At 60.4% G+C, this 20,452-nt stretch carries 21 protein-coding genes; 8 read left to right on the top strand and 13 right to left on the bottom strand.

The window, feature by feature from the left end:
* Positions 1 to 108: 108 nt before the first annotated feature.
* Both msrA and V8P86_RS13695 read right to left on the bottom strand, forming a co-directional pair.
* A complete protein-coding gene (msrA, locus tag V8P86_RS13690) occupies positions 109 to 639 on the bottom strand; it encodes a peptide-methionine (S)-S-oxide reductase MsrA (RefSeq protein ID WP_336327843.1) in 531 nt (176 codons plus the stop codon).
* An 82-nt stretch (positions 640 to 721) separates the two neighbouring features.
* The gene (locus tag V8P86_RS13695) at positions 722 to 1,501 is read right to left on the bottom strand and encodes an SDR family oxidoreductase (RefSeq protein ID WP_336327844.1); all 780 of its coding nucleotides are present in this window, start codon (positions 1,499 to 1,501) and stop codon (positions 722 to 724) included.
* A 133-nt stretch (positions 1,502 to 1,634) separates the two neighbouring features.
* On the opposite strand from V8P86_RS13695, the gene V8P86_RS13700 reads away from it, so the two are divergent.
* On the top strand, positions 1,635 to 2,285 hold the full coding sequence (locus tag V8P86_RS13700; protein ID WP_336327845.1) for a uracil-DNA glycosylase: 651 nt from the start codon (positions 1,635 to 1,637) through the stop codon (positions 2,283 to 2,285).
* Here V8P86_RS13700 and V8P86_RS13705 read toward each other — a convergent pair.
* From V8P86_RS13705 to V8P86_RS13725, 5 genes are all read right to left on the bottom strand, one after another.
* A complete protein-coding gene (locus tag V8P86_RS13705) occupies positions 2,270 to 3,169 on the bottom strand; it encodes a glycosyltransferase family 2 protein (RefSeq protein ID WP_336327846.1) in 900 nt (299 codons plus the stop codon). The two genes, V8P86_RS13700 and V8P86_RS13705, sit on opposite strands and share 16 nt — an antisense overlap.
* Positions 3,170 to 3,299: 130 nt before the next feature.
* A complete protein-coding gene (locus V8P86_RS13710) occupies positions 3,300 to 3,719 on the bottom strand; it encodes a glutaredoxin family protein (RefSeq protein ID WP_336327847.1) in 420 nt (139 codons plus the stop codon).
* A gap of 76 nt (positions 3,720 to 3,795) precedes the next feature.
* A complete protein-coding gene (aceB, locus tag V8P86_RS13715) occupies positions 3,796 to 5,106 on the bottom strand; it encodes a malate synthase AceB (protein ID WP_336327848.1) in 1,311 nt (436 codons plus the stop codon).
* Positions 5,107 to 5,214: 108 nt separating this feature from the next.
* Positions 5,215 to 6,507 (bottom strand): TIGR00341 family protein, encoded by a 1,293-nt coding sequence (locus V8P86_RS13720; RefSeq protein ID WP_336327849.1) that lies wholly within the window; start codon positions 6,505 to 6,507, stop codon positions 5,215 to 5,217.
* 49 nt (positions 6,508 to 6,556) lie between these two features.
* The gene (locus V8P86_RS13725; protein WP_336327850.1) at positions 6,557 to 7,069 is read right to left on the bottom strand and encodes a DUF5817 domain-containing protein; all 513 of its coding nucleotides are present in this window, start codon (positions 7,067 to 7,069) and stop codon (positions 6,557 to 6,559) included.
* 92 nt (positions 7,070 to 7,161) lie between these two features.
* Between V8P86_RS13725 and V8P86_RS13730 the strand changes: the two genes are divergently transcribed.
* Both V8P86_RS13730 and V8P86_RS13735 read left to right on the top strand, forming a co-directional pair.
* Positions 7,162 to 7,395 carry a hypothetical protein gene (locus V8P86_RS13730; protein ID WP_336327851.1) on the top strand — a complete coding sequence of 78 codons (234 nt, stop codon included), beginning with the start codon at positions 7,162 to 7,164 and terminating at the stop codon, positions 7,393 to 7,395.
* A gap of 95 nt (positions 7,396 to 7,490) precedes the next feature.
* A complete protein-coding gene (locus V8P86_RS13735; protein ID WP_336327852.1) occupies positions 7,491 to 8,678 on the top strand; it encodes an inorganic phosphate transporter in 1,188 nt (395 codons plus the stop codon).
* A 1-nt stretch (position 8,679) separates the two neighbouring features.
* On the opposite strand, the gene V8P86_RS13740 is transcribed toward V8P86_RS13735, so the two are convergent.
* On the bottom strand, positions 8,680 to 10,056 hold the full coding sequence (locus V8P86_RS13740; RefSeq protein WP_336327853.1) for a hemolysin family protein: 1,377 nt from the start codon (positions 10,054 to 10,056) through the stop codon (positions 8,680 to 8,682).
* A 160-nt stretch (positions 10,057 to 10,216) separates the two neighbouring features.
* Here V8P86_RS13740 and V8P86_RS13745 point away from each other — a divergent pair, with 160 nt between their 5' ends.
* The 3 genes from V8P86_RS13745 to V8P86_RS13755 are packed head-to-tail and all read left to right on the top strand — an operon-like array spanning position 10,217 to position 11,631.
* Positions 10,217 to 10,513: a glutaredoxin family protein gene (locus V8P86_RS13745; RefSeq protein WP_336327854.1), complete on the top strand. Its 297-nt coding sequence runs from the start codon at positions 10,217 to 10,219 to the stop codon at positions 10,511 to 10,513.
* Between the two features lies 1 nt (position 10,514).
* On the top strand, positions 10,515 to 11,042 hold the full coding sequence (locus tag V8P86_RS13750) for a redoxin domain-containing protein (protein WP_336327855.1): 528 nt from the start codon (positions 10,515 to 10,517) through the stop codon (positions 11,040 to 11,042).
* 1 nt (position 11,043) lies between these two features.
* Positions 11,044 to 11,631: an L-threonylcarbamoyladenylate synthase gene (locus V8P86_RS13755; protein WP_336327856.1), complete on the top strand. Its 588-nt coding sequence runs from the start codon at positions 11,044 to 11,046 to the stop codon at positions 11,629 to 11,631.
* On the opposite strand, the gene V8P86_RS13760 is transcribed toward V8P86_RS13755, so the two are convergent.
* Genes V8P86_RS13760 through V8P86_RS13770 form a run of 3 tightly spaced genes read right to left on the bottom strand, consistent with a single transcriptional unit; the run spans position 11,628 to position 18,219 of the window.
* A complete protein-coding gene (locus V8P86_RS13760) occupies positions 11,628 to 12,284 on the bottom strand; it encodes a CRISPR-associated protein Cas4 (RefSeq protein ID WP_336327857.1) in 657 nt (218 codons plus the stop codon). The two genes, V8P86_RS13755 and V8P86_RS13760, sit on opposite strands and share 4 nt — an antisense overlap.
* A gap of 42 nt (positions 12,285 to 12,326) precedes the next feature.
* Entirely contained in the window at positions 12,327 to 12,605 is a 279-nt protein-coding gene (locus V8P86_RS13765) for a DUF7854 family protein (RefSeq protein ID WP_336327858.1), read from the bottom strand.
* Between the two features lies 1 nt (position 12,606).
* Positions 12,607 to 18,219, bottom strand: coding sequence for an LAGLIDADG family homing endonuclease (locus V8P86_RS13770; protein WP_336327859.1), 5,613 nt, complete (start codon positions 18,217 to 18,219; stop codon positions 12,607 to 12,609).
* A gap of 129 nt (positions 18,220 to 18,348) precedes the next feature.
* Here V8P86_RS13770 and V8P86_RS13775 point away from each other — a divergent pair, with 129 nt between their 5' ends.
* Entirely contained in the window at positions 18,349 to 18,828 is a 480-nt protein-coding gene (locus tag V8P86_RS13775) for a TRAM domain-containing protein (RefSeq protein ID WP_336327860.1), read from the top strand.
* A 40-nt stretch (positions 18,829 to 18,868) separates the two neighbouring features.
* On the opposite strand, the gene V8P86_RS13780 is transcribed toward V8P86_RS13775, so the two are convergent.
* Positions 18,869 to 19,651 carry an SDR family oxidoreductase gene (locus V8P86_RS13780; RefSeq protein ID WP_336327861.1) on the bottom strand — a complete coding sequence of 261 codons (783 nt, stop codon included), beginning with the start codon at positions 19,649 to 19,651 and terminating at the stop codon, positions 18,869 to 18,871.
* Between the two features lie 176 nt (positions 19,652 to 19,827).
* Between V8P86_RS13780 and V8P86_RS13785 the strand changes: the two genes are divergently transcribed.
* Entirely contained in the window at positions 19,828 to 20,109 is a 282-nt protein-coding gene (locus tag V8P86_RS13785; protein ID WP_336327862.1) for a hypothetical protein, read from the top strand.
* Positions 20,110 to 20,140: 31 nt separating this feature from the next.
* Here the strand turns inward: V8P86_RS13785 and V8P86_RS13790 are convergent, their stop codons facing one another.
* Complete coding sequence (locus V8P86_RS13790) at positions 20,141 to 20,404, bottom strand: DUF8101 family protein (RefSeq protein ID WP_336327863.1); 264 nt, start codon at positions 20,402 to 20,404, stop codon at positions 20,141 to 20,143.
* Positions 20,405 to 20,452: the final 48 nt, after the last annotated feature.

A 20,452-nucleotide genomic window follows, 5' to 3' on the forward strand; every position in this document is an offset into this window, starting at 1 on the left:
ACGCCAAAGCAGAAACTGCTGACGAGTGGTTGCGTAGATTTGCCTTCGCGTGGAATCAGCTTATCTGAACACCATGGTCCGACAGGTTTGCTGGATACCGAGTCGGGATCAGGCCTGCTGGAGTTTCTGCTCGAACTTCTCGCGGACCTTCTCGACTTTCGGCTGGGCGTGCATCTGACAGTAGGCGTCGTTGGGATTTTTCTCGAAGTAGTCCTGGTGCTTCTCCTCTGCTCGGTAGAACGTCTCCAGTCGGTCGAGTTCCGTAACTACGTCGTCGTCGTACTCCTCGTCGAGCGCTTCGATGTAGGCTTCTGCCTGCTCGCGCTGGTCCTCGCCGTGATAGAGGATGATCGAGCGGTACTGCGTTCCAACATCTGGCCCCTGTCGGTTGAGTTGGGTGGGGTCGTGGACCGCAAAGAACACTTCGAGCAGTTCGTCGTAGGCGATCACCTCGGGGTCGTACTCGACCTGGACGACCTCTGCGTGGCCGGTGTTGCCCGAACAGACCGCTCGGTAACTCGGGTCTTCGGTGTGACCGCCGGCGTATCCCGAGATGGCCGCGGAGACGCCGTCCAATTCCTTGAAGGCCGCTTCCACACACCAGAAACAACCGCCACCAAATGTCGCGTTCTCGGACATACCAGCTATTGGGCCTGAATTCGTATGTATCTGTCTGCGGTGGGGCTGCGTGTCGACAGATCCGCAGCGCGCGGGGAACCCCCTACCCGCTGCTCGTCATGCCGCCGTCGAGAACCAGCGACTCACCGTTGACGTACGAACTCAGATCACTCGCGAGATACAGCGCAGTGTCGGCGACATCTTCTGGCGTCCCGAACCGCCGACTGGGAATCTGCTCTCGGTACATGTCCTCGTCTTCACCGCCGATAATCGGCACGTCGTCGGTGGTCATCGCCGTCTCGATGACGCCCGGATGGATCGCGTTCACCCGGATTCCGTGGGGGCCCAGCGCGTCGGCGGTCGCGTAGGTCATCAGCCGAACCGCCCCCTTGCTCGTACAGTAACTGACGAACTCGCCGGTCCCTTCGAGTCCGGCGACACTCGAGAGGTTGATGATCGCGCCCCCGCCGTCGTCGACCATCTGTTCGGCTGCGACCTGTGTGCCGAAAAAGACGCCCTTCACGTTGATGTCCATCAACTGATCGAACTCTTCCTCGGAGACCGAGAGGAAATCCTCGCCACGGAAGATGCCCGCGTTGTTCACCATGACATCGACGCCGCCAAATTCCGCTGCGGTATCCATCGCCTCCCCGAGGTCTGCCTTCGAGGACACGTCACAGTGGACGAACGCCGCCTGCGCGTCGGTTTCGGACTCGATGAGTTCCTGTGTTGGCGTCTCCTCTTTCCGCGGCTCTTCGCGCACGTCCGCGACGACAACGTCAGCTCCCTGATTCGCGAACGTCCGGGCGATTTCTCGACCGTTTCCACTCATTCCCCCCGTCACGACTGCAGTCTTGTCTGCGAGCAGTGTCTCTGTATCCATGGTATCACACCACATTCTACTTTCTCTGGGAGCTTAATTAATGGTTGTGTGACATACTTAGTCCGGCTGGTGCCGTCGCAGGGACAGTCACCGAAACACCCGTGAGATACGCGCTCGAATCCACGACCGGACGATGCCGACCTATCCCGACTCGGAGCGCCAGCACGAACTCGCCGCGGACTGTCAGCGCTGTCCCGCGCTGGTCGAGAGCCGCGAGTGTATCTCGTGGGGCAACGGCCCGCTCGACGCCACGGTGTTCGTCGTCGGCGAGGCCCCCGGCGCAGGTGATCCCGACGCTGACCGCTGGCAGGGCGGCAACTGGACGGGGCTGGCCTACACCTCCCGCCACTCCGGCCGGACGATTCGCGACCTGCTCGCCGAGGCTGGATACGGCCACGAGGACTGTTATTTTACGAACGCGGTCAAGTGCTTTCCCTCGGACGGCGAGGGCTCGAACCGCGAACCGACCGCCGAGGAGCGGGCGAACTGTCGGCCCTATCTCCGCTCGGAAATCGAAACTATCGATCCGGACGTGCTCGTCCCGACCGGCAAACACGCCACGAACTCCGTCTTTGCACTCGAAGGCATCTCCCTCGACGGCTTTCTCGATACCGCGCTGGAGCCAGTTTCCTGTCCCGACCTCGGCACGACGGCACTGCCGCTGTTGCACCCATCGTATCAGAATATCTGGATTCCACAGATCGGACACACATCCGAATCCTACCGCGAGGCGATCCGCACACAGATTGCTGCTGTCGTGGGTACCGATCAGCGCCAGTCGTAGACCGTCACGGCGCGGTCGGTTCGTGTCGAGCGGCCGTTTGGATTCCGTCGGGGGCCACTGTCCTGGCGGCGAGCGGCGACGCCGTCTTTCGCACCACGGGTGATATTCGTCACCACGTTCCGGCCGGCACCGAACCACTGAGAGGGGCGGCTTTCGCCGCGCAGGACGGCTCTGAATTCAGTTCCGGCGTCGCCCAGCGCGTGACCGAACAGTCGTCGCAGAATCGTCGGCCGGAGATTGTAGTTTTTGACGAGCCGATAGGCCAGCGAGCGGTATTTCCAGCCCCGGTCGACGTCGAGTTCGCCGCCGTCGGCCTCGACACCGCGCGTGACGTTCATCTCTTCGGTCCACAGTGTCTCGAAATCATTGCCGGCCAGCCGGTGGGCGAAATCTCGGGCGCCGCCGATCTGGAGGTACTCGTCGAAGCCGTCGAGTGTCTCGCTCACCTCGCGTCGAAAGGCCATGTTGCCCGCGTTCAGATAGGTGATCGTCCGGCCGGCAATCTGCTGACTCTCCGACCCTCGGAGCACGCCGCCGTCGGGGAGTGTCTGCGTCGGTCCGGTCACGACATCCGCACTCGCCAGTCCCTCGCTGACGGCTTCGCGCCACTGCTCCGTTATCGAAAGCGTGTGGTTGACGAGCGCGATTGCCTCGCTGCTGGCCCGGTCGATGCCAGCGTTGCGCGCGGCGTTGATCGTCCGGTCGGCCAACTCGATCAACACGTCCACGTCGTCGCGCTCGCGGATCATTCCCGTCGTCCCATCCGCAGAGGGTCCGTTGACGACGAGCACCTCGGCGTCGGGCGCGTGCTCGGCGACTGCGTCCAGACAGCCCGTCAGCTCGTCACGGGCATTCAGTGTTGGGACGACAACGGACAGCTCCATATCCGATTGTACTGAGCGGCTCGTATATAAGGTCCGTGGGGCCGGTTGTGTGGTACTCGCTGCAAAAAACTCCGGTTGCCTTGCCACCTCTCGTGTTCCTTGTTCTGCCGTGTGGCGGTCGACACCCCGTTCAGAACGGCGCTTCGACGTTGCCGCTGTCACCGTCGCTTGAGCCGCCACCGAGTTCGACCGTCTCCGGATCGACGTTGAGTGTCTCGGCCAGATCGTCGCGCTCGTGGAGTTCTTCGAGGATATCGCTGCCACCGACGAACTCCCCGTCGACGAACGTCTGTGGGATGGTCTCCCAGCCGCTGCGTTCGTTGAGCGCCTCTCGGAAGGCTTCGAGATTCTGGAGTGCGTCGACGGTCGTCACGCCATCAGTGCCGCGGTACTGCTGGATCAGCGTGACTGCTTTTTTCGAGTAGCCACACTGCGGCATCCGCGCGTCGCCTTTCATGAACAGGACGACTTCTTCGGACTCGATTGCTTCGTCGACGACTTCTTGCACTTCGTCGGGACTCAGGTCTGGTTCCGTTGGATCGAACGTCATACGCTATATTGGTAGCTCTGCGTCCTAAACGTTGGCGTTGAAAAAATGACTGTGATCGACTGCCGGGAGCGCCCAGTTAGTTACCGACTTCCATCGCGCGGTCGACGACGTCTTCACCGTAGAGGTCGGCGAGGTCGTCGTGCTGGTCTGGACGGTTCTCGTAAACGTCCTGGAACAGCGTGATCGGCGTCTGCAGGGCCTGGTAGGTCGCTTCGTCCCACATTCGGTCGGAGCTGATGTCGACCTCGACGCCGTCGATGCTGACGGTCGTCGCGCGGGTCATTGCGATTGCACCCTGACCGGCTTCCTTGGCTGCCTCGAACTCTTCCATGGAGTCGACGATGTCGTCGAGGCTCGGAACGTAGGCGGTCAGATCGATCAGTTCTTCCTGCAGTTCTTCCTCGGACTCGAAGTACTGCTCGTCGCTGCCGACTTCGAGTTCGTAGCCGCCGTCTTCCGCTTCGAGTTCGATGCTGTCGCCGGTGTAGACCTGCACGTCGCCGTCAGCTTCGAGTTCGACCTCTTCGCCGTCCTCGTCGATGAGCCAGTAGCCCTCTTTCGGCGGGAGCGGAGCCTTGTTGGCCTCGACGACCTGTCCGGGAGTCAGCGACCAGATGCCGAGCTGACCCATTGCCTGATTTGCGGTCATCCGCTCGCGGTAGCCCGCCACGTCGCGGATGTCGTCGAACGGTCCGTCGACGGCGATCAGACCCGCTGCGCTGGCTGCGCGGGAGGTGTTGTGGCGCAGTTCCTTCCACTCGGGGAGCGCGCCGGTCGGCGTGATGGCGCGCATGTCCTTCGTGTAGTCGACCTCACCGTCGACCAGCAGGAACATCCGTTCGAGATTGTTCGATGGTTTGCCGATCTCGTCACGGAGTCGGCCCATTTCGAGTTCTGCGGTACCACTTTCGATGATGACCGACATCGCGAGCGAGCCTTCTTCGAGACCGTGCTCGTTTTCGACGATGGTCATGAACTCGTCTGCCTTCTTCCAGTCGTCGAGGTCGCCAACTTCCGGGATGACGAAGCCGTCGATGTTCTCGATAGCGCCGTTCTCGGGATCGGCAATCTCGAGCATGTGCTGGAAGCCCTTGTAGCGCGTCTCGGGGCTGTCGCGGTGCCAGACGACGCGGGGGTGAATCTCGCCAGGGAACTCGTCGCCGTGTTCGGCAACGACCTCGGCGATGTTCTCCGCACCCTCGTCGCGCATGTTCGGCGCGGTGGCGTCCTCGTTGTCCGGCACCCACACGTCCGGCGCTTCCATGCCACGGAGCTGGATCGACTTTTTCAGCATCGCCGCGGTGTCATCCTTCTCGCTGTCCGCTGTCGGCGTCGTGAAAAACGTTCGCACGAACTTCCGTTCGTGGAGTCGCTTGTCAACACTCATGTTCACTCACAGTCTCGGGTGTTGCACTGTTTTAGGTTTCGATCTTCATCATTTTAAATAGGAGATCGGAGAGTGCCCGAGGAAACCGCGCTGGTCCTGTCGCCTGGCTCACTCACGTTCGATGCTGATGTATCTGACCTCGATTTCGGGCGAAGTGTTCGTCGACTCCTCGACGCGGCGTTTGATCTCGCTTGCCAGTCCGGTCGCTGTCTCTCCCGGCGGAACGCCGACGGTGATGATGGCGCGCTCGGGATCCTCGAACGGCACCGCGGAGGGATACTCGACGGTGACGCTCACCTGTTCGATTTCGCGGTCACCTTCGATCGACTCGATGGCTGCCGTGGTCTCTTCTTGAATCTGTTCTTCGGTCGTCGCTCGATGCATGGAATCGAGCGTCACGCCGACCAGAAAAACCGACAGGACCGCAATCGCGAGGACGAGTGCACCAATCCGTTTGATCGTCGCTCGCTTGGCATCCGAACGGCGAAACCAGTGCTCGGGACGATAGCCGCTGTACCACAGCACCACAAGCGCCGCGAGATTGATCGAGAGAACATTCACCAGCACCAGCACCACGGAACTGAGACTGACCATCGGCTGGCCCCACGCCAGTCCGATCCCGACAGTGGCCGCCGGCGGAATCAACGCCACGGCGATCATCACGCCGACCAGTGCTGCCGACACTCCTGTGGTCAGGCTGACGATTCCCGCGACACCGGCACCGATGGCGATCACAAGCGAGAGAAAGTCGGGCGCGACGCGTTCGCGCACCTCGGGAATCGCAGTCACGTCCGTCAGCGGCGGGACGAGATGGGTCTGTCTGACGACAAAGGCAAAGACGAAGGCGGTCCCAATCGCGAGCAGCAAGCCGAGGATCTGCAACCAGACCCCGCGGATGAACATCTCACGGTCGTTGACGACCGTGCCGACGCTTGCGGCCATGGCCGGCCCGACGAGCGGCGCGATCACCATCGATCCGACGACGACCGCGGCGGAATCGAGCAACAACCCGGCGGTGGCGACCAGTGCGCTGACGATGGTCATGATGACGTAGGTCCGCATCGAGGGCGCGAGGCTGTCCGCTGCGGCGACGAGTTCGTCCCGGGCGATCTGGTCTTCGTCGGGTTCTTCGGAGTATCTGTCTTCGAGTTCGTCGAACTTCCGCGAGACGACTGTATTCGCCTCCATTACGACGGTGTAGGAACTATCGTCCAGTCCGGCCTCCCGGAGCGATTCGAGCACCGGTTCCACTGCGTTCGTCGGCAGCGGGATGTAGGCGATCCCGGCGTACTCCCGCCCGCTGGTCTCATCGGCAACGACGTAATCGACCTCCTCGTCGTCGAGCGTCGAGAGCAGCGTTTCCCGTTTTCCCGAGGGAATCGTAATCTGGACGAGGCGCACGTCTGAGAGTCATCCCCGACAGAAAAATAACCACCGCTCCGCCGTCCGATCACAGCAACCGGTAGACGCCCCCACTCTCGCTTGCCTCGCCGCCCCGAACCAATTTTTCGAGCGCCCGCTCGGTGTACGACGACGAGACGCCGTGGTCGCTGGCGTACTCGACAATCTCTGTTTCTGTCGGTTCGGCTTGCTCGCTGATCGCTTCTCTAACGATTTCCTCGCGGCTCTTGCTCGCCGACCCGTCGCTCCCGGCTTCGGCGACTTCCTCGGGGTCGATTCCCGATTCCGCGAGGTAGGTTTCGTCGTCGATGCCGGACGCTTCGACCTGCTCGTCGAGTTCCGCGAACGAGTCGAGTTCGGCGAACGCGTCGCTTTGATCTTGTCTGGCGGCGAGCATCGACGACCGAACTTCCCTGGCGTGGTTCTCGTCGTCGGTCGTCACGAACTCGCGGCGTTTCTCGTACTTGCGACTCCGCCCGCAGCGGGGACACTCGCTGCGTTCGGGGTTGCCTTCGACGATCCACAGCGCCTGGCACTCTCCACAGCCGACGACCGCGTACATACCCGTCTGTTCGTCCCAACCAGTATCAATATTCGGTGCCCGCGCTCGCCTTTACCCCGATCCCGTCGCGGTTCACGACTGGAGACTGTGCGGTGGGATTTAACACTGTGATCGACGCATCCGGACATATGCCGGAGTTGCTGGGGTACGAGGTCGAGAATCCAGTGGCCTACGTCGCCGTGAACGTCGTCGTCTGGATCGGTATGTTCACCCTCACTTCGCTCGTTTTCGGCGACGGACTGCTCGACGCGGTTATTCCCGGATTCTTCGGCGGCCTTTCATTCGGGGTGTTCAGCTGGTATCTGAAACGAGCGGCCGAGAACTGACTGTCTCGGAGTGACGCCGACCGGTCCAGCGACGCGTTCAGCGAGCGCGGCCAACCGGCAGTCTCATACGGGTTCGACTTCTACCGAGCGTTCAGATGGTCTCTGGGACGCTCTTTGTGACGCTTCTGGTCGCCGGACTCGCCAGTCTCTTCATGGCGTGGGCAATCGGTGCCGGATCCTCCGGATCGACTCCGTTTGCTCCTGCCGTCGGGGCCAACGCCATTTCGATCATGCGGGCCGGATTCTTCGTCGGCATTCTCGGCTTTCTCGGTGCGGTACTGCAGGGTGCGAACGTCACGTCTGCAGTCGGTGAGGAACTCATCATCGGAACGCAACTGTCGGCGACGGCGGCCATCGTCGCGCTGATGATCGCTGCAATTCTGGTTGCGACCGGCATTTTCACCGGCTACCCGATCGCAACTGCCTTCACCGTCACCGGTGCGGTCGTCGGCGTCGGTCTCGCGATGGGCGGCGATCCAGCGTGGGGCAAATACCAGGAAATCGCGGCGCTGTGGATCTTGACGCCGTTCGTCGGCGGCGGCTTTGCCTACGGAATCGCCCGGTTGCTCCGTGCCGAGAATATCCCGTCACGGCTCACCGTCCCGCTGTTGGGCGGCATCATCGGGCTGATTCTCGCGAACGTCCAGTTCGTTTTCTTCGCGCCTGGCGAACAGCAGGGCTCGCTCTCGCAGGCCGCTGTCCGAATGCTGGGCGGCGGGATGGTCACGTTCGCCGGTGTTTCGCTCGGGCTGGCGGCGCTCGTCGCCGTCGTCCTCTGGCGACAGACTGTCTCGAATCCGGCGAGCGCACAGCGTCGGTTCCTGCTCGCGCTCGGTGGGCTCGTTGCCTTCTCCGCGGGCGGCAGCCAGGTCGGCCTCGCACTCGGCCCGCTCATCCCGCTGCTCGGAGATTTTCAGGTCCCGATCGTGTTCGTGCTCGTCTTCGGCGGGCTCGGCCTGCTGATCGGCTCCTGGACCGGCGCGCCGCGGATGATCAAGGCGATCTCACAGGACTACTCCGCGCTCGGCCCGAACCGCTCGATTGCCGCGTTGATCCCCTCCTTCGCCATCGCACAGACGGCAGTCTTCTTCGGGATTCCGGTCTCGTTCAACGAGATTATCGTCTCGGCGATTCTCGGCAGCGGCTACGCCGCAAGCGGCGAAGACGGCGGCGAGATCAGCGGCGGAAAGATGGCCTACACCGTGCTGGCGTGGGTCGGTTCACTGGTTGGGTCGTTCGTCCTCAGCTTCAGCTTCTTTACTGTGATCGACGCGCTGCTGTGAGTTACTCCGCCTCGTCGGTTGCTGGTTCTTCCTCGTGCTGGTAGCCTTCGAGGCCGGCGATCCGTGCTCTCATGATCCGGGTGTTCTCGACCTGTTCGACGCGGATGCTCAGCCCGTCGTACTCGATCTCCTCGCCTTTCTCGACGAGTCGGCCGGCCCGGTTGAAAATGAAGCCAGCGATGGTCTCGAACTCCTCGCCCTCTGGCAGTTCGATACCGAGCGCCTCGTTGACCTCGTCGATGTTGACTTCACCCTTGACGACCGCGGCGTCGTCGCTCTCGAACTCGATCGGTTCGGCCTCGCCGCCTTCGAGAATCTCCCCGACGATCTCTTCGACCAGATCTTCCATCGTCACCAGCCCCTCCGTGGTTCCAAACTCGTCGATGACGATGACCATGTTCAGCCGCTTTTCGCGCATCTCGGTCAGGAGTTCGTCGACATTTTTCGATTCGGGGACGTGGAGGGTGGGATTGATCAGATCTTCCAGCGTGACCTCTCGATCCGTGCTGTAGTGGCGGTCCCGGACCATATCTGTCACCTCGACGACGCCGATGACGTTGTCGAGTTCACCGTCGTAGACCGGCAGACGGTCGTGGCCGCTCTGGACGCAGGTCTCGATCGCCTCGTCGATCGAGGTGTCTTTCGAGACGGCGGTCATATCCAGCCGCGGCGTCATCACTTCCTTGGCGATGGTCCGGTTGAATCGCAGCGTTCGCTGGATCATCTCCCGTTCGTCGGTCTCCAGCACGCCCTCGCGCTCGCCCGTCTCGATGATCTCTCTGATCTCCTGTCGCGTGATATACGTCTCCTCGATGGCTGCTCGTCCGCCCGTTATCTTGTTGACAATCCGGGTGAGGTGATCAAACAGCCAGACCAGCGGCATCAGAATCACTTCCGCAAAGCGGAGTGGCCGGGCGATCCGCAACGACCACGATTCGGTGTGATCGACTGCGTAGGACTTCGGCGCGCTCTCCCCGAACAGCAACACCAGCGCCGTGATCCCCAGCGTCGCGACCCCGACCGCGACGCCCTGATTGCCGATATAGAAGGCCAACAGACCGGTTGCGATCGAAGACATCGCGACGTTGACGAGATTGTTCCCGACCAGAATCGTCACGAGCAGGCGATGTGGGTCCGACTTGAGGTATTGCAACGCCTGTGAGCCCGGTTCTCCCTCCTCGGCCATCGTGTCGACACGATGATCTGGCAGCGAGAACAGGGCGATCTCCGACGAGGAAAAGAACGCCGACAGTCCTAACAGGATGGTGATGGCGATGGCACCCAGGGCGGCAAACGCCGCTCCCGAGATCGAGATCCCAACGACCTCGATACCCAAAAGCGAGTTCGTCCAGAGCGTTCCGCCGGCGAAAGCATTCATCACGAATTGCTTTTTTTCCCACCCGGATTAACTTTTGCGAGGTAACTCCCTCTATTCGAGGTGCGAACCGTCCCGGGGATGAGTCAGCAGGTCGGTCGCTCCTGCGTTCCTCTCTCCTCCGGTGCAAACCCTTACACTTCTCTCGCCCCTATCACCGCCTATGACAGAGCCAGCGATCACACTGTATCGGCTGCAGGCGTGCCCGTTCTGCGAGCGTGTCGTTCGGAAACTCAACGAGTACGGTCTCGACTATGACTCTCGATTCGTCGAACCGATGCACTCCGACCGTGATGTCGTCAAACGCGAAAGCGGCGTTCGGACCGTCCCAGTGATCATCGACGAGAACACAGGACTCACGACCGCCGAGAGCGCCAACATCGTCGAGTATCTCGACGCCACCTACGGCGACCAGACCACACAGTCGGGTACACCGGCCGAATCTGCAGAGGGGGCCTAATATGGAACTGGATTTCGACGTTGTCGACCTTCCGGAGTCGGAGCACCCGACCGAGGGCGATCTCGCTCCCGACTTCGAGCGTCCGCTGGTCAACGACGAGTACTGGGAAGACAGCTCTCTCGCCGAACTGACCGAGGAGGGACCGGTCGTTCTTATCTTCCATCCGATGGACGGCGCGTTCCCGGCAACGTACATCTGGAACGAGGTCCGTGACCGCGGCCTCGCCGACCACGACCTCTCCGTCGTCGGTGTCTCGATTTCGACGCCCTACGAGCACAAGACACTGCTCGAAGAACGCGACATCGAAGACACTGGTATTCGGCTGTTCTCCGACCCCGCAAACGAAGTCGCCGAACAGTACGGTATCGTCAACGATCTCGACGGGATGACGGGTATTTCGGAGCCACGGCCCGCAACCTTCGTCATCGACGAAGACCGGACGGTCCAGTACGCCTGGGCCGCCGACAAACACCCCGACTTCCCCGACTACGACGAACTCGAAGCCGCCGTCGAAGCAATCGCCGAGTGAGATGTCGGAGTTCGACTTCGACCGCGCCGCCGAGGCGATCCGCGACGGCGAACTGATCGTCTATCCGACGGAGACCGTCTACGGTCTCGGCGCGGATGCGCTCGATGCCGATGCCGTCGAAGGCGTCTTCGCAGCGAAAGACCGGGATCACTCGAAACCCGTCTCGATGGCAGTCCCAGATGTCGAGACTGCCGCCGAGTACACGACCCCGACAGAGCGCGAGCGAGCCTTCATGCGGGAGTTCCTTCCCGGTCCGGTGACGGTCGTTCTCGAACGCACGCCCGCAGTCCCGGATATTCTCACGGCGGGGCGTGACCGCGTCGGGATCCGAATTCCCGACCACGACGGTGCGCTCGAACTGCTCGGCCGCACCGGTCCGCTGACGGCTACCAGCGCGAACGTCAGCGGCACCGGCAGCGTCAGGGATCTCGCGACACTCGACGACCGTATCCGCGAGCGTGCGGCGGTGGTCCTCGACGGCGGGACGACGCCCGGAGGCGGGTCGACCGTCGTCGATGTCGCGGCTGGTGAAATCCACCGCCGCGGCAGCGCGGCCGACGCCATCGAACAGTGGCTCTCGGACAACTAACCCTGTAACAGACTCCGCAATGACCGCGTCTTCACGCCACACTCGCCGCGATACTCACAGGGCGTACATTTCGACTCATTTCCGATCCGCGCCGGCGGTCCGTCGATCGAATCGGCGATCCGTACTGCTTCCCGGTAGGCTGCGGTCCGGCGGGCATCGATACCGACCTGCCGGATCACGCCGTAGGCCGGATACTCCGCGTATACCGACTCGACGGCAGTTTCTTCCTCCCAGGAGAGCGCTTTCGCGCCGGCGACGAGTCGGGCACTCTGGGGCCGCCAGATTCCGTTCTCGGGTGGTTGGCCGGCGAAGACCAGCGACAGCGATGGCGGATCGGTCAACCGCTTGTGGACGATGCCGCGACACTCACGTCCGCTGAGAAATGCTTCCCGCTCGGGTGGGTCTGCGAGTTCGTCCCACCGATCTAACTTTGCCCGCGCACAGCCCAGTCTGGAGCGAAACTGTGTCGGCGTCACTTCGAGTGGAGCGTTCCGGACGGCCTCGTCGTCGGCCAGCAACGACTCGTACTCGTAGGCGATCTGTCGGCGCTCGCCGACGATTTCCGGGATCTCTTTTTCGTCCGGATCGCGCTTGCGGTAGTACAGTTTTCGGGGACAGTAAGTCGCGGTCTCGATGTCACGGAACGCGTGCATGGGGCGTCTGGCCCCGGTTTCGGATAAAAAGCTACTGACCGCTCACTCGATCCGTTCGACCTCGAAAGTTGTCGACGCGGGCTCAGAGAGCAACTCCTCTACCTGTTCTCGGGCCTCTGTGCGAGAGGACGCGACCACGGTGAGCCCGTCAGCACTCGGCTCGCCGCTGGCGCGATAGGCCGTCGTCTCCTCGTCGAATTCTGTCGCGTAGGTGCGCAAGATTCCCTGCACTTCTCGTTCGAGTTCCGGCAGGGCCAGTTCGTCCTCTTCGTAGGCTGTCAGCGACTCTTCGATGGTCCGGAGGGCTGTGATTCGATCCATGTCAGGTCGTGCGGAGGTGGTTGTTCCGCGGTTCGTAGACCTCGCCTTTCTGTTTGAGTTTGTCGATCTCGTGTTCGGCCTTGCTCGTGTCCATCCCCTCTTCTTCGGCGCGCTCGATGACGACATCGACCGGCGCACCCTCGTCGTACTCGTCCTCGATGGACTCGATCAACTGCAGGACGTTCTTGATCCGGTCGCGCTGGCTCTTCGAGGTTCCGGTCTCGATCATATCCGCGTCGAGTTCGCCCGTTTCGGGGTCGAGGCCGATATCCTCCAGTGAGTACCGTGCGATTTCGATTGCTCGCTGGGCGTCCTCCTCGGTCACGGTATCGGATAGTCGCACGCGGGCGCTGGCCTCCGCCAGCCGCACCATCGCCTCCAGTTTTCGGGCGGTCACCGGCACCGGCGCGTCCTCGTCGGAGCCCTGCATTCGCAGTTCGACGTAGAAGTCCTGAATGGCGGATTTTGCCTCCTCGGTCATCGTCGGATAGCAGTTTCGCTGGGCGTAGGCGACGTACTTCCGGAGGAACTCCGCGTCGATGGTCGGCGCGACATCTTCGGTGACACGCTCGACCTCTTCTTTCGTGTAATTGGAGGTGCTGGTCTCCGTCCGGTGGGTGTTCAGCTCCCCGGCGTAGTTAGTCTGGAGGATGTGCTCGGCCAGTTCGTTGTCTTTCTCCTCGTCTGGCTGGTCCGTGACGGTGAAGATCAGGTCGAATCGACTGATCAGCGGCGGCGCGAGATCGATCTGCTCGCCGATCGGCTCGAACTCGTCGAACCGACCGTATGTTGGGTTTGCTGCGCCGAGAAGTGAACATCTTGATTTTAGAGTGGCATTTATTCCAGCTTTGGAAACGCTAATAGATTGCTGTTCGAGCGCTTCGTGCATGGCGCTTTGGTCTTCAGAATTGTGAACCACGACTCCGTTGGCGATGAAATTGTGGGTTCCCTCGACGGTTAGATCGTACACACTGGGTTCCTGTCTCGCGGTAAGCGTATCGTACAACCGCCGGATTCGGTTTCGCTTTGCGCTGAGCAGTTCGAATGCCACTTCCCGAACCGTTGTGAAGTCCTCTCCATCGACACACTCGTTGAACCACCGCGAAATAGTCGATGGTGCGACATCAAATCGATCTGCCAGTCGACCAAACGAAACAGCGTGTGCGTCCAGTACTGCGCTGAGTTCGTCCCAGTCGCTCGCCGCCAGGTCCGTCGAGAGAAGCGACTTGGCTCTGTCTGCTGTGTTCTCTACAGGACAATCGAGAAGTTCTGCCAGTCGGTGCTGCTGAAGACGGATCTGTCCCTCACCAACATCAGCCGTCGTCGACTCGACGTTCGAAACTCGTCGCCACTTTACGTCGTTGTTGATCAGCGAGCGCAATCGCGCGAACGACGTGTCTGCTACGTCTGCGATGATCGACCGAAGTCGCTCTCTGACCGATTGTTTGAGTTCGTCACTGTCGCCCCAGTACCGCGATATCTGCTGTTGTGAGTACGGTATCCCTACACTCAGCTCCGACTGTGAAACGTGATACTGCTGTCGTAGCTCTGTGACCTCTTCCCACGAGTGTGGGTTCGAGAGCGCGTCGAGATCCGCCTTGGCCTGCTTCTTTCGTTGCTCGAATGTCTCGAGAACTCGCCTCGCTGCTCGAAGCGAACAGTTCGCGTCGCCGTTCTCGAAGTTACAGTACGTCGAATCGACCAGCCCACACTCGGCTTGGTGCAGACGAAGGCCCGATCGAGCCTCCTCGAACAGCGGCCCACATTCGGGCAGCACGTCTAGGATCGTCCGGTCACCAGTCGTGCGTTCACAAACACTGACGAGCGCCTGTGCTTTTCGTGAGAGCGTGAACCCGATTTCGTTCCGGAAGCGCCGCAAAGACTCGTCCGCGGTAACTGCGAGAACGTACAGATCCCGTTTGGTCTCGTACTCGCGTGTCTGGATCTGGCTCGTAATGTCAAACTCCAGCAGTAGCATCTTCGTTCCCAAGAGGAGTTCGTAGCTCGACGACGAGATACGCACGTTCCGTTCACCGACCGAACCCTCGGAATCAGCGAGGGCACGAATGAACGCCGCTTTCGCTGACTTCGACGCCGCGGTAACCGGTTCCGGGACACGTTTCCCGTCATAATTCTCGATGTTCAGCCCGCAGTCCAAGAGCGTGTCGGCGTACCGTTTTCCGTGCAGACGGACAGTCCCCACTCCGTCGTCGCGCTGTTCACTTGGATATCGAGCGGGATCTGCATCCTCGAAGGCATCTCTGCAGCTGCGTTCAAAGTCACGCAGTAGTTCTTCTTCCGCATTCGTGAATCGGATACCGTATGAGCCGTCATCCCGGCTGTAGTAGATATTTCCATCTCCTGCGATGTACCCGAGGATCGCTGCGCGGGGAGTTGATATCCGGGCGTCAGACCGCCCCGCTGTCGAGCTATTCGGCGGCATGGCCGTCTGTGCGCCGCCGTCGGGCACGGTGTGTTCCATCGAATCGGGAACGTACACCCAGTCACCGTCCTCCAACTCACTGGCTGGCTTCGTCGTCTGCTCTCCGTCAGAGAGAACAAAAAATGGATGATCTTCCGTTGCTGTCACGCTCTCTCCGGATTCTAATGACACATCGAGAACGGTTTCAGGTGCGTTGTACTCGTGTACCGCGGTTACCGGCCGCTGGACAATCTCGCCGCGTTCTGTCATTGTCCACACCCGCGCATCGATATCACGAATCGTCTGCCCGTTCTCTAGCTCTTCGACGGAACCGTCTTCCTCGAACCGCCGAGCGAACTCTCGGATCGGTGTAATCCCATCGGAGGTGTGGACCATCGTGTCTCCTGTCACACACCGCATCTTATCGAGCTCGTCCACTGCCGCGATCCCCTGATCTGCTAGCACGAGCGCACCCGCTTCCAGTGTCCACTGCTGGCCCTCGCCGAAGTCGTCGCGTACCGCCGCGGCAGTGAGGCCCGCCGATGAGGAACCTTTCCCGGAGGTGTAGACCGACCGCGGCGCGATATCCTTGATGTACTGAAGTAGCTGGGAATTGTGTGAAATGACGCCATCGGAAATATAGTTGTGAGTCTCTGCGACTTCGAGATCATATACCCACTCATAATCCGGCGTAATTGTCTCGATCGACTGGATCTTTTCCCACCGAACTCCGCCATTAGCAAGCTTGGAAAGCTGTTCGATGTCGCTCTCCGTGCTCAGTGCATTCTGAATCCGGCTGAGCACGACCTCTGTCGCGCTCTCTATCTTTCCCCCATCTGGCGCAACATCCTCTCGCTCATAATAGCTCACAGCCGTTTGCGTGACTTCCATCTGATCCGAGAGCGCTCGCTGCGAGATATTCAGTTCTTCTCGCGCTGTCTGTATCGCGTCCCAATCCCCGTTCTCAATTTTCTTTCGGAGGGTTCGCAACTGTTCGATACGTTCCTCGAATGTCTTTACCACGGTAGCGAGACTTTCCCTACTTGGGTTCCGGTCACCACGCTCGTAGTGCTGGTACGTAGTCCGCGGGATCCCACAGTCAAACTGCGTCAGCGCGAGTTTCTCACGGATCTCTCCAAGTAGCTCTCCGACTTCTGGAACCACATTTGTATTCGTATTTTTCTCAACTCCATCATAGACTGCCGAGGCTGTTGATTTCCGCTCTGTCACAAACCCAACTTCATCGACATAGCGGGTGAAGTCCTCACCGCTGAGTCTCAGACGATAGCTGCCGTTCTGACGTTGGTCGAGACTTCCGTGAATTCCCACAGAACCGAGGAGTGAACGGACGCCTTCAAGGAGTTCACGACTCTTCGACGCTACCGAAATCTCCCGCTGTTTGGCTGAGACGTGGCCTTCTCCCTCGATATATGCCTTCAGGAAATTTCTCTGTGTTTCCCAGTCTGCTTTCTGTATTGCATCGGGCACTCGTTGCTGCGCAGATGATTCGAGAATCGCAGGAGCGAGATTTTCGAGAAAGCTTACGAATTCACTGGCAGTGCAAATGATTTCCTTCGCGGTCTTACCGCTGTGTGCCGCCCGCTCTGAATGAGTCAATCCCAGCCGGTCATACGCTTGTTCTATATCAGCAAGGACTTCTGAGTCATTGTTCGTAATGAATACTGTTCCTGTATTGTCTTCATTTAGAGAAGCGTTCCCTTCCGCGATAATGTAGCCAATAAGCCTTGCGAGCCATGGTTCCCACGTATCGGGTAATTCGAGACGCACTGCATTGTTTGCCTCCGAACGCCGGTAATCGATATTTAGTGAAGTCTCCGAGTCCGTAGGTATCTGCTCGGGAACAGCAACGAACTCCCCAGTATTCAGGTTCTCCGCTTTCTCCGGAACGAACTCCCCCCTAGACTGGACGAACAGCGGATGTGACGGTGTAACCTCTAGTTCCCTCCCGCTGGCGGTCGTAATCTGATACATCTGGTCCGGAGCCTCACGTTTCCACACTTTCGTCGCTCGCTTCTGGCTAATCTGTCCATCAGTAGTCAGTGACGGAACCGGAATATCAACAGTGTCATAGACGCCATCGTCGACCGGTTTCGGATCATCGAGATTCTCCTCGACGAGGTCACGGATCTGTTTCTGTCGGCCGTCACTGAGCGTTACGTTTGCATCGCCTTTTAAACACTTACCAGTACCCGGGTCACCGACCAGGAGAATGTGCAGGTCGCCGCGTGTCCGGGAGCCATCCGGGAGGAATTTCGTCACGCCGGAAAACAGCTGGAAGGCCATCGCCTTCTTCTCCTTCTCGTAGCCGTAGATGGAGGGCGCAATCGCGCCGACCATCTCATCGTAAATATCCGGCTGATTCGAGAGTTCGACGATCTCTTTTTTGTCCTCGTCGGTAATTTCCATCTCCTCGAACTGCTCGTCTTCGATGTCGATGGTCAGCCCCTCCATGTACACGTCGAACATGGCGGACTTCTCGCGGTCGTTGCCCTGCTGTTCGAGTTTGAGAATTCCCGTCGCGGTGACGTGGTCGCCGGGCGTCACCTCACCAGTGATATCGTCCTCGATGTTCACGTCGATGTTCTGTGGCGTCTCCCCGCCACGCAGTCCCTCTGGTGATTCCTGCACGCGGAGTTTCTGGGCGTCGATGAACTCCGACTGGTCGTAGTTGATGCGGAACGGGCCCTGCCGTTCACAGCCCTGGCACTCGTGGGGTTCCTGGAAGTCACCGCCTTCCTGTGGAATCCGGGTCAGCGTGCCACAGCGCTGGCACTCGAAGGCGGCCGTCGTGATTTTCGGCCGCACGTCGGTCGCTTTCCGGATAATTCCCTGGACGGAAATGAGCATCCCGCGGTGGTCCGAGCGAATCCCGCGGATGTCGGTCGTCTCCGGCAGATTTCGGAGGCGGACGTGTGCTTGTCCCAGCGACACGTCGACGGGAAGGTCGTACAGCCGGAGGGCTTCCTCGGCGTACTCCCGGAGCTGGTCGGGTTTGTTGCGGAAGTCGTCGGCCAGATCCGAGTCGAAGCGGTACAGATCCTGCCAGTCGATGTAGAGTGATTTCTGTTCGTTGGGGTATTTCTGTGCGAGTTCGGCGATTTCGTTGCGGTAGTAACTCCTGTAGAACTCCTCGAAGCTATCGATCAGTTCGGTGTCATCCGCACGGGCCATTTACTGACCCGAGATTGTTCCTACTCCCTCAAGAACCTTCCCACCAGTCGGGAGTGGGCGAGCGGGTGGCGTGTGGACGAGCCGTGTGGGTGCGTAAGCGTTTAATTCACCGGCGGAGTAGCCGAAGGCATGTCTGACTGTCCACTCGCGGATGACTGCCCCAGTTTTAGCGAGCGTATCGAGGGGATGGGATGTCAACACTACGGTGACCGGGGGGGCAAAGAGTGGTGCAACCACTACAACCAGCCCATCGAAGATCTGAAATCCCAGCCAGTCAAGCCCGGCGAAGAGGTCGTTATCGAGGTCGAGGATATCCACGAGAGTGGTGCGGGTGTCGGCCGGACCGAAGACGGCTTTATCATCATGGTCGATGGCCTCCTTCCACCGGCCCGCGCTCGCGTGAAGGTGACAAACGTCATGTCCAACCACGCCCGCGGTGAAGAGGTCGAACGGCTTCCCGACGAGGATGCTGATGAAGAAGTTACAGAGGCTGAGAAAACGGAGGAGGAGGAGGAGCCAGACGACAGCGAGGAAGAAGAGAGCACAGATATTGACCGGCAGAAAGACGACCCCCGTCTGGGCAGTCGGGACAACTTCTGGGGCGGATAAGCCGCGACCCCGCTCGCTGCAAACCCCTATTTTCGCTCGCTTAGAACGAGAACAGGTCGATGCCGCCGGTAACGCCGATGACCTGTCCGGTGATGTAGTTTGACTGTTCCGAGGAAAGATAGGCGACGAGATTCGCCACGTCCTCCTCTTTGCCGAGTTTTCGCATCGGCGTTGCCTTCGCAATCCGGGCGAAATGCTCGTCGACTTCTTCGAGTTGGTCGATGGGCATCTCCGCGAGTTGGCCGACGACGATACTCGGCGCGACGACGTTCGATGTGATGCCGTGCTGTGCGCCTTCGAGTGCGAGTGTCTTCCCGAAGCCGATCAGCGCGGCCTTTGTCGCAGAGTACGAGAGTTGGCCGAACCCGCCCTGCCAGCCGGCCATTGAGGACATGTTGATGATCCGGCCCCACTCCCGTTCTTTCATGTGAGGGAAGACCTCGGTCGTAATGTTGTACGCGCCGGTGAGATTCACCGCGATATCTCTGTCCCAGATCTCGTCGTCGAACGCTTCGACGCGGTCGCGGGCGTCGACCATCCCCGCGTTGTTGACGAGGATATCGATCCCGCCGGTCTCCTCCTCCAGTGCATCGACAGTTTCGCTCACGTCTTCGCGGTCGGTGAGATCACATTCGATGGCGTGGGCCGATCCCTCGTAGTCGCCGTCGTTGATCTCGTCGGCGACGTTCTCGGCGGTTTCGAGGTTGACATCGAGCACGACGACCTCGGCGCCCTCGTCTGCGAGTACCCGACAGTCTTCCCCACCGATTCGTCCACCGCCACCTGTGACCACTGCGGTTCGGTCGCTGAGTCCGAAATCCATACAACCCGCGTCGGAGGCCGCGAGTATAATGATTGTGCCTTCCTTATTGCTGGTCGACAACTCGGCTACGTAACTGCTATCGGAGTGTGCCGGCCCGGCCTCGTTCAGCACAACTCCTGTCTGCTGGCACCGACACGGCCCGGACCATTATGTGAGTTCACCCGGAACGCCCCAGCATGATACCCAATGGACGCGTACTGAAAGCGTATCTCGATCACTTCCTGCCGCGTGATGTCGTCGGCCCAGTTCTCATCGTCTTCTCACTCGAAGGCGTGATCGACGGCATCTTCAACGCGTACATCCCGGATCGGTACGCGACGCTCGGGTGGGGAATCATCTTCCTGTTCAGTCTCTTGCTCGTCGCCTACTGGGGAAGCGTCGACGAACCGGCTCTCGACGACTTACAGGACCGACTCGATGAGATTCAGGAAGAAGAGACCGGCGATACCACAGCCTGATCTACCCGACTGCTCGGCTCCCGACGTCTGCTCACTCGAACAGCCGTTCCATCGCCGCCAGATACTCGGCCGCCGCCGCAGTTTCGTCGTCCGCCAGCAGCGTCTGCACACGTTCACAGCCGTGTAAGATCTTCGCCCTGCGCTCACCTTCGGGTAATTTGTTGGTTGCGACGGACATAGCACTGTCGACGATCCGCTCGCACCGTCTGGGGTCGTCCTCCGCGAGTGCCTCTCTCCCCGCACCGAATAGCTGACAGAGGACCGTTTGTACGTCTGTTGGCACGTCGTCGGACACACATATTCTGTGGCGCTGCGGTCCAATGCGCTTTCCGGTCGTCGCGCT

Origin of the sequence: Halovenus anhuiensis (assembly GCF_037080055.1) — an archaeon.
In the GTDB taxonomy this organism is placed as follows: domain Archaea; phylum Halobacteriota; class Halobacteria; order Halobacteriales; family Haloarculaceae; genus Halovenus.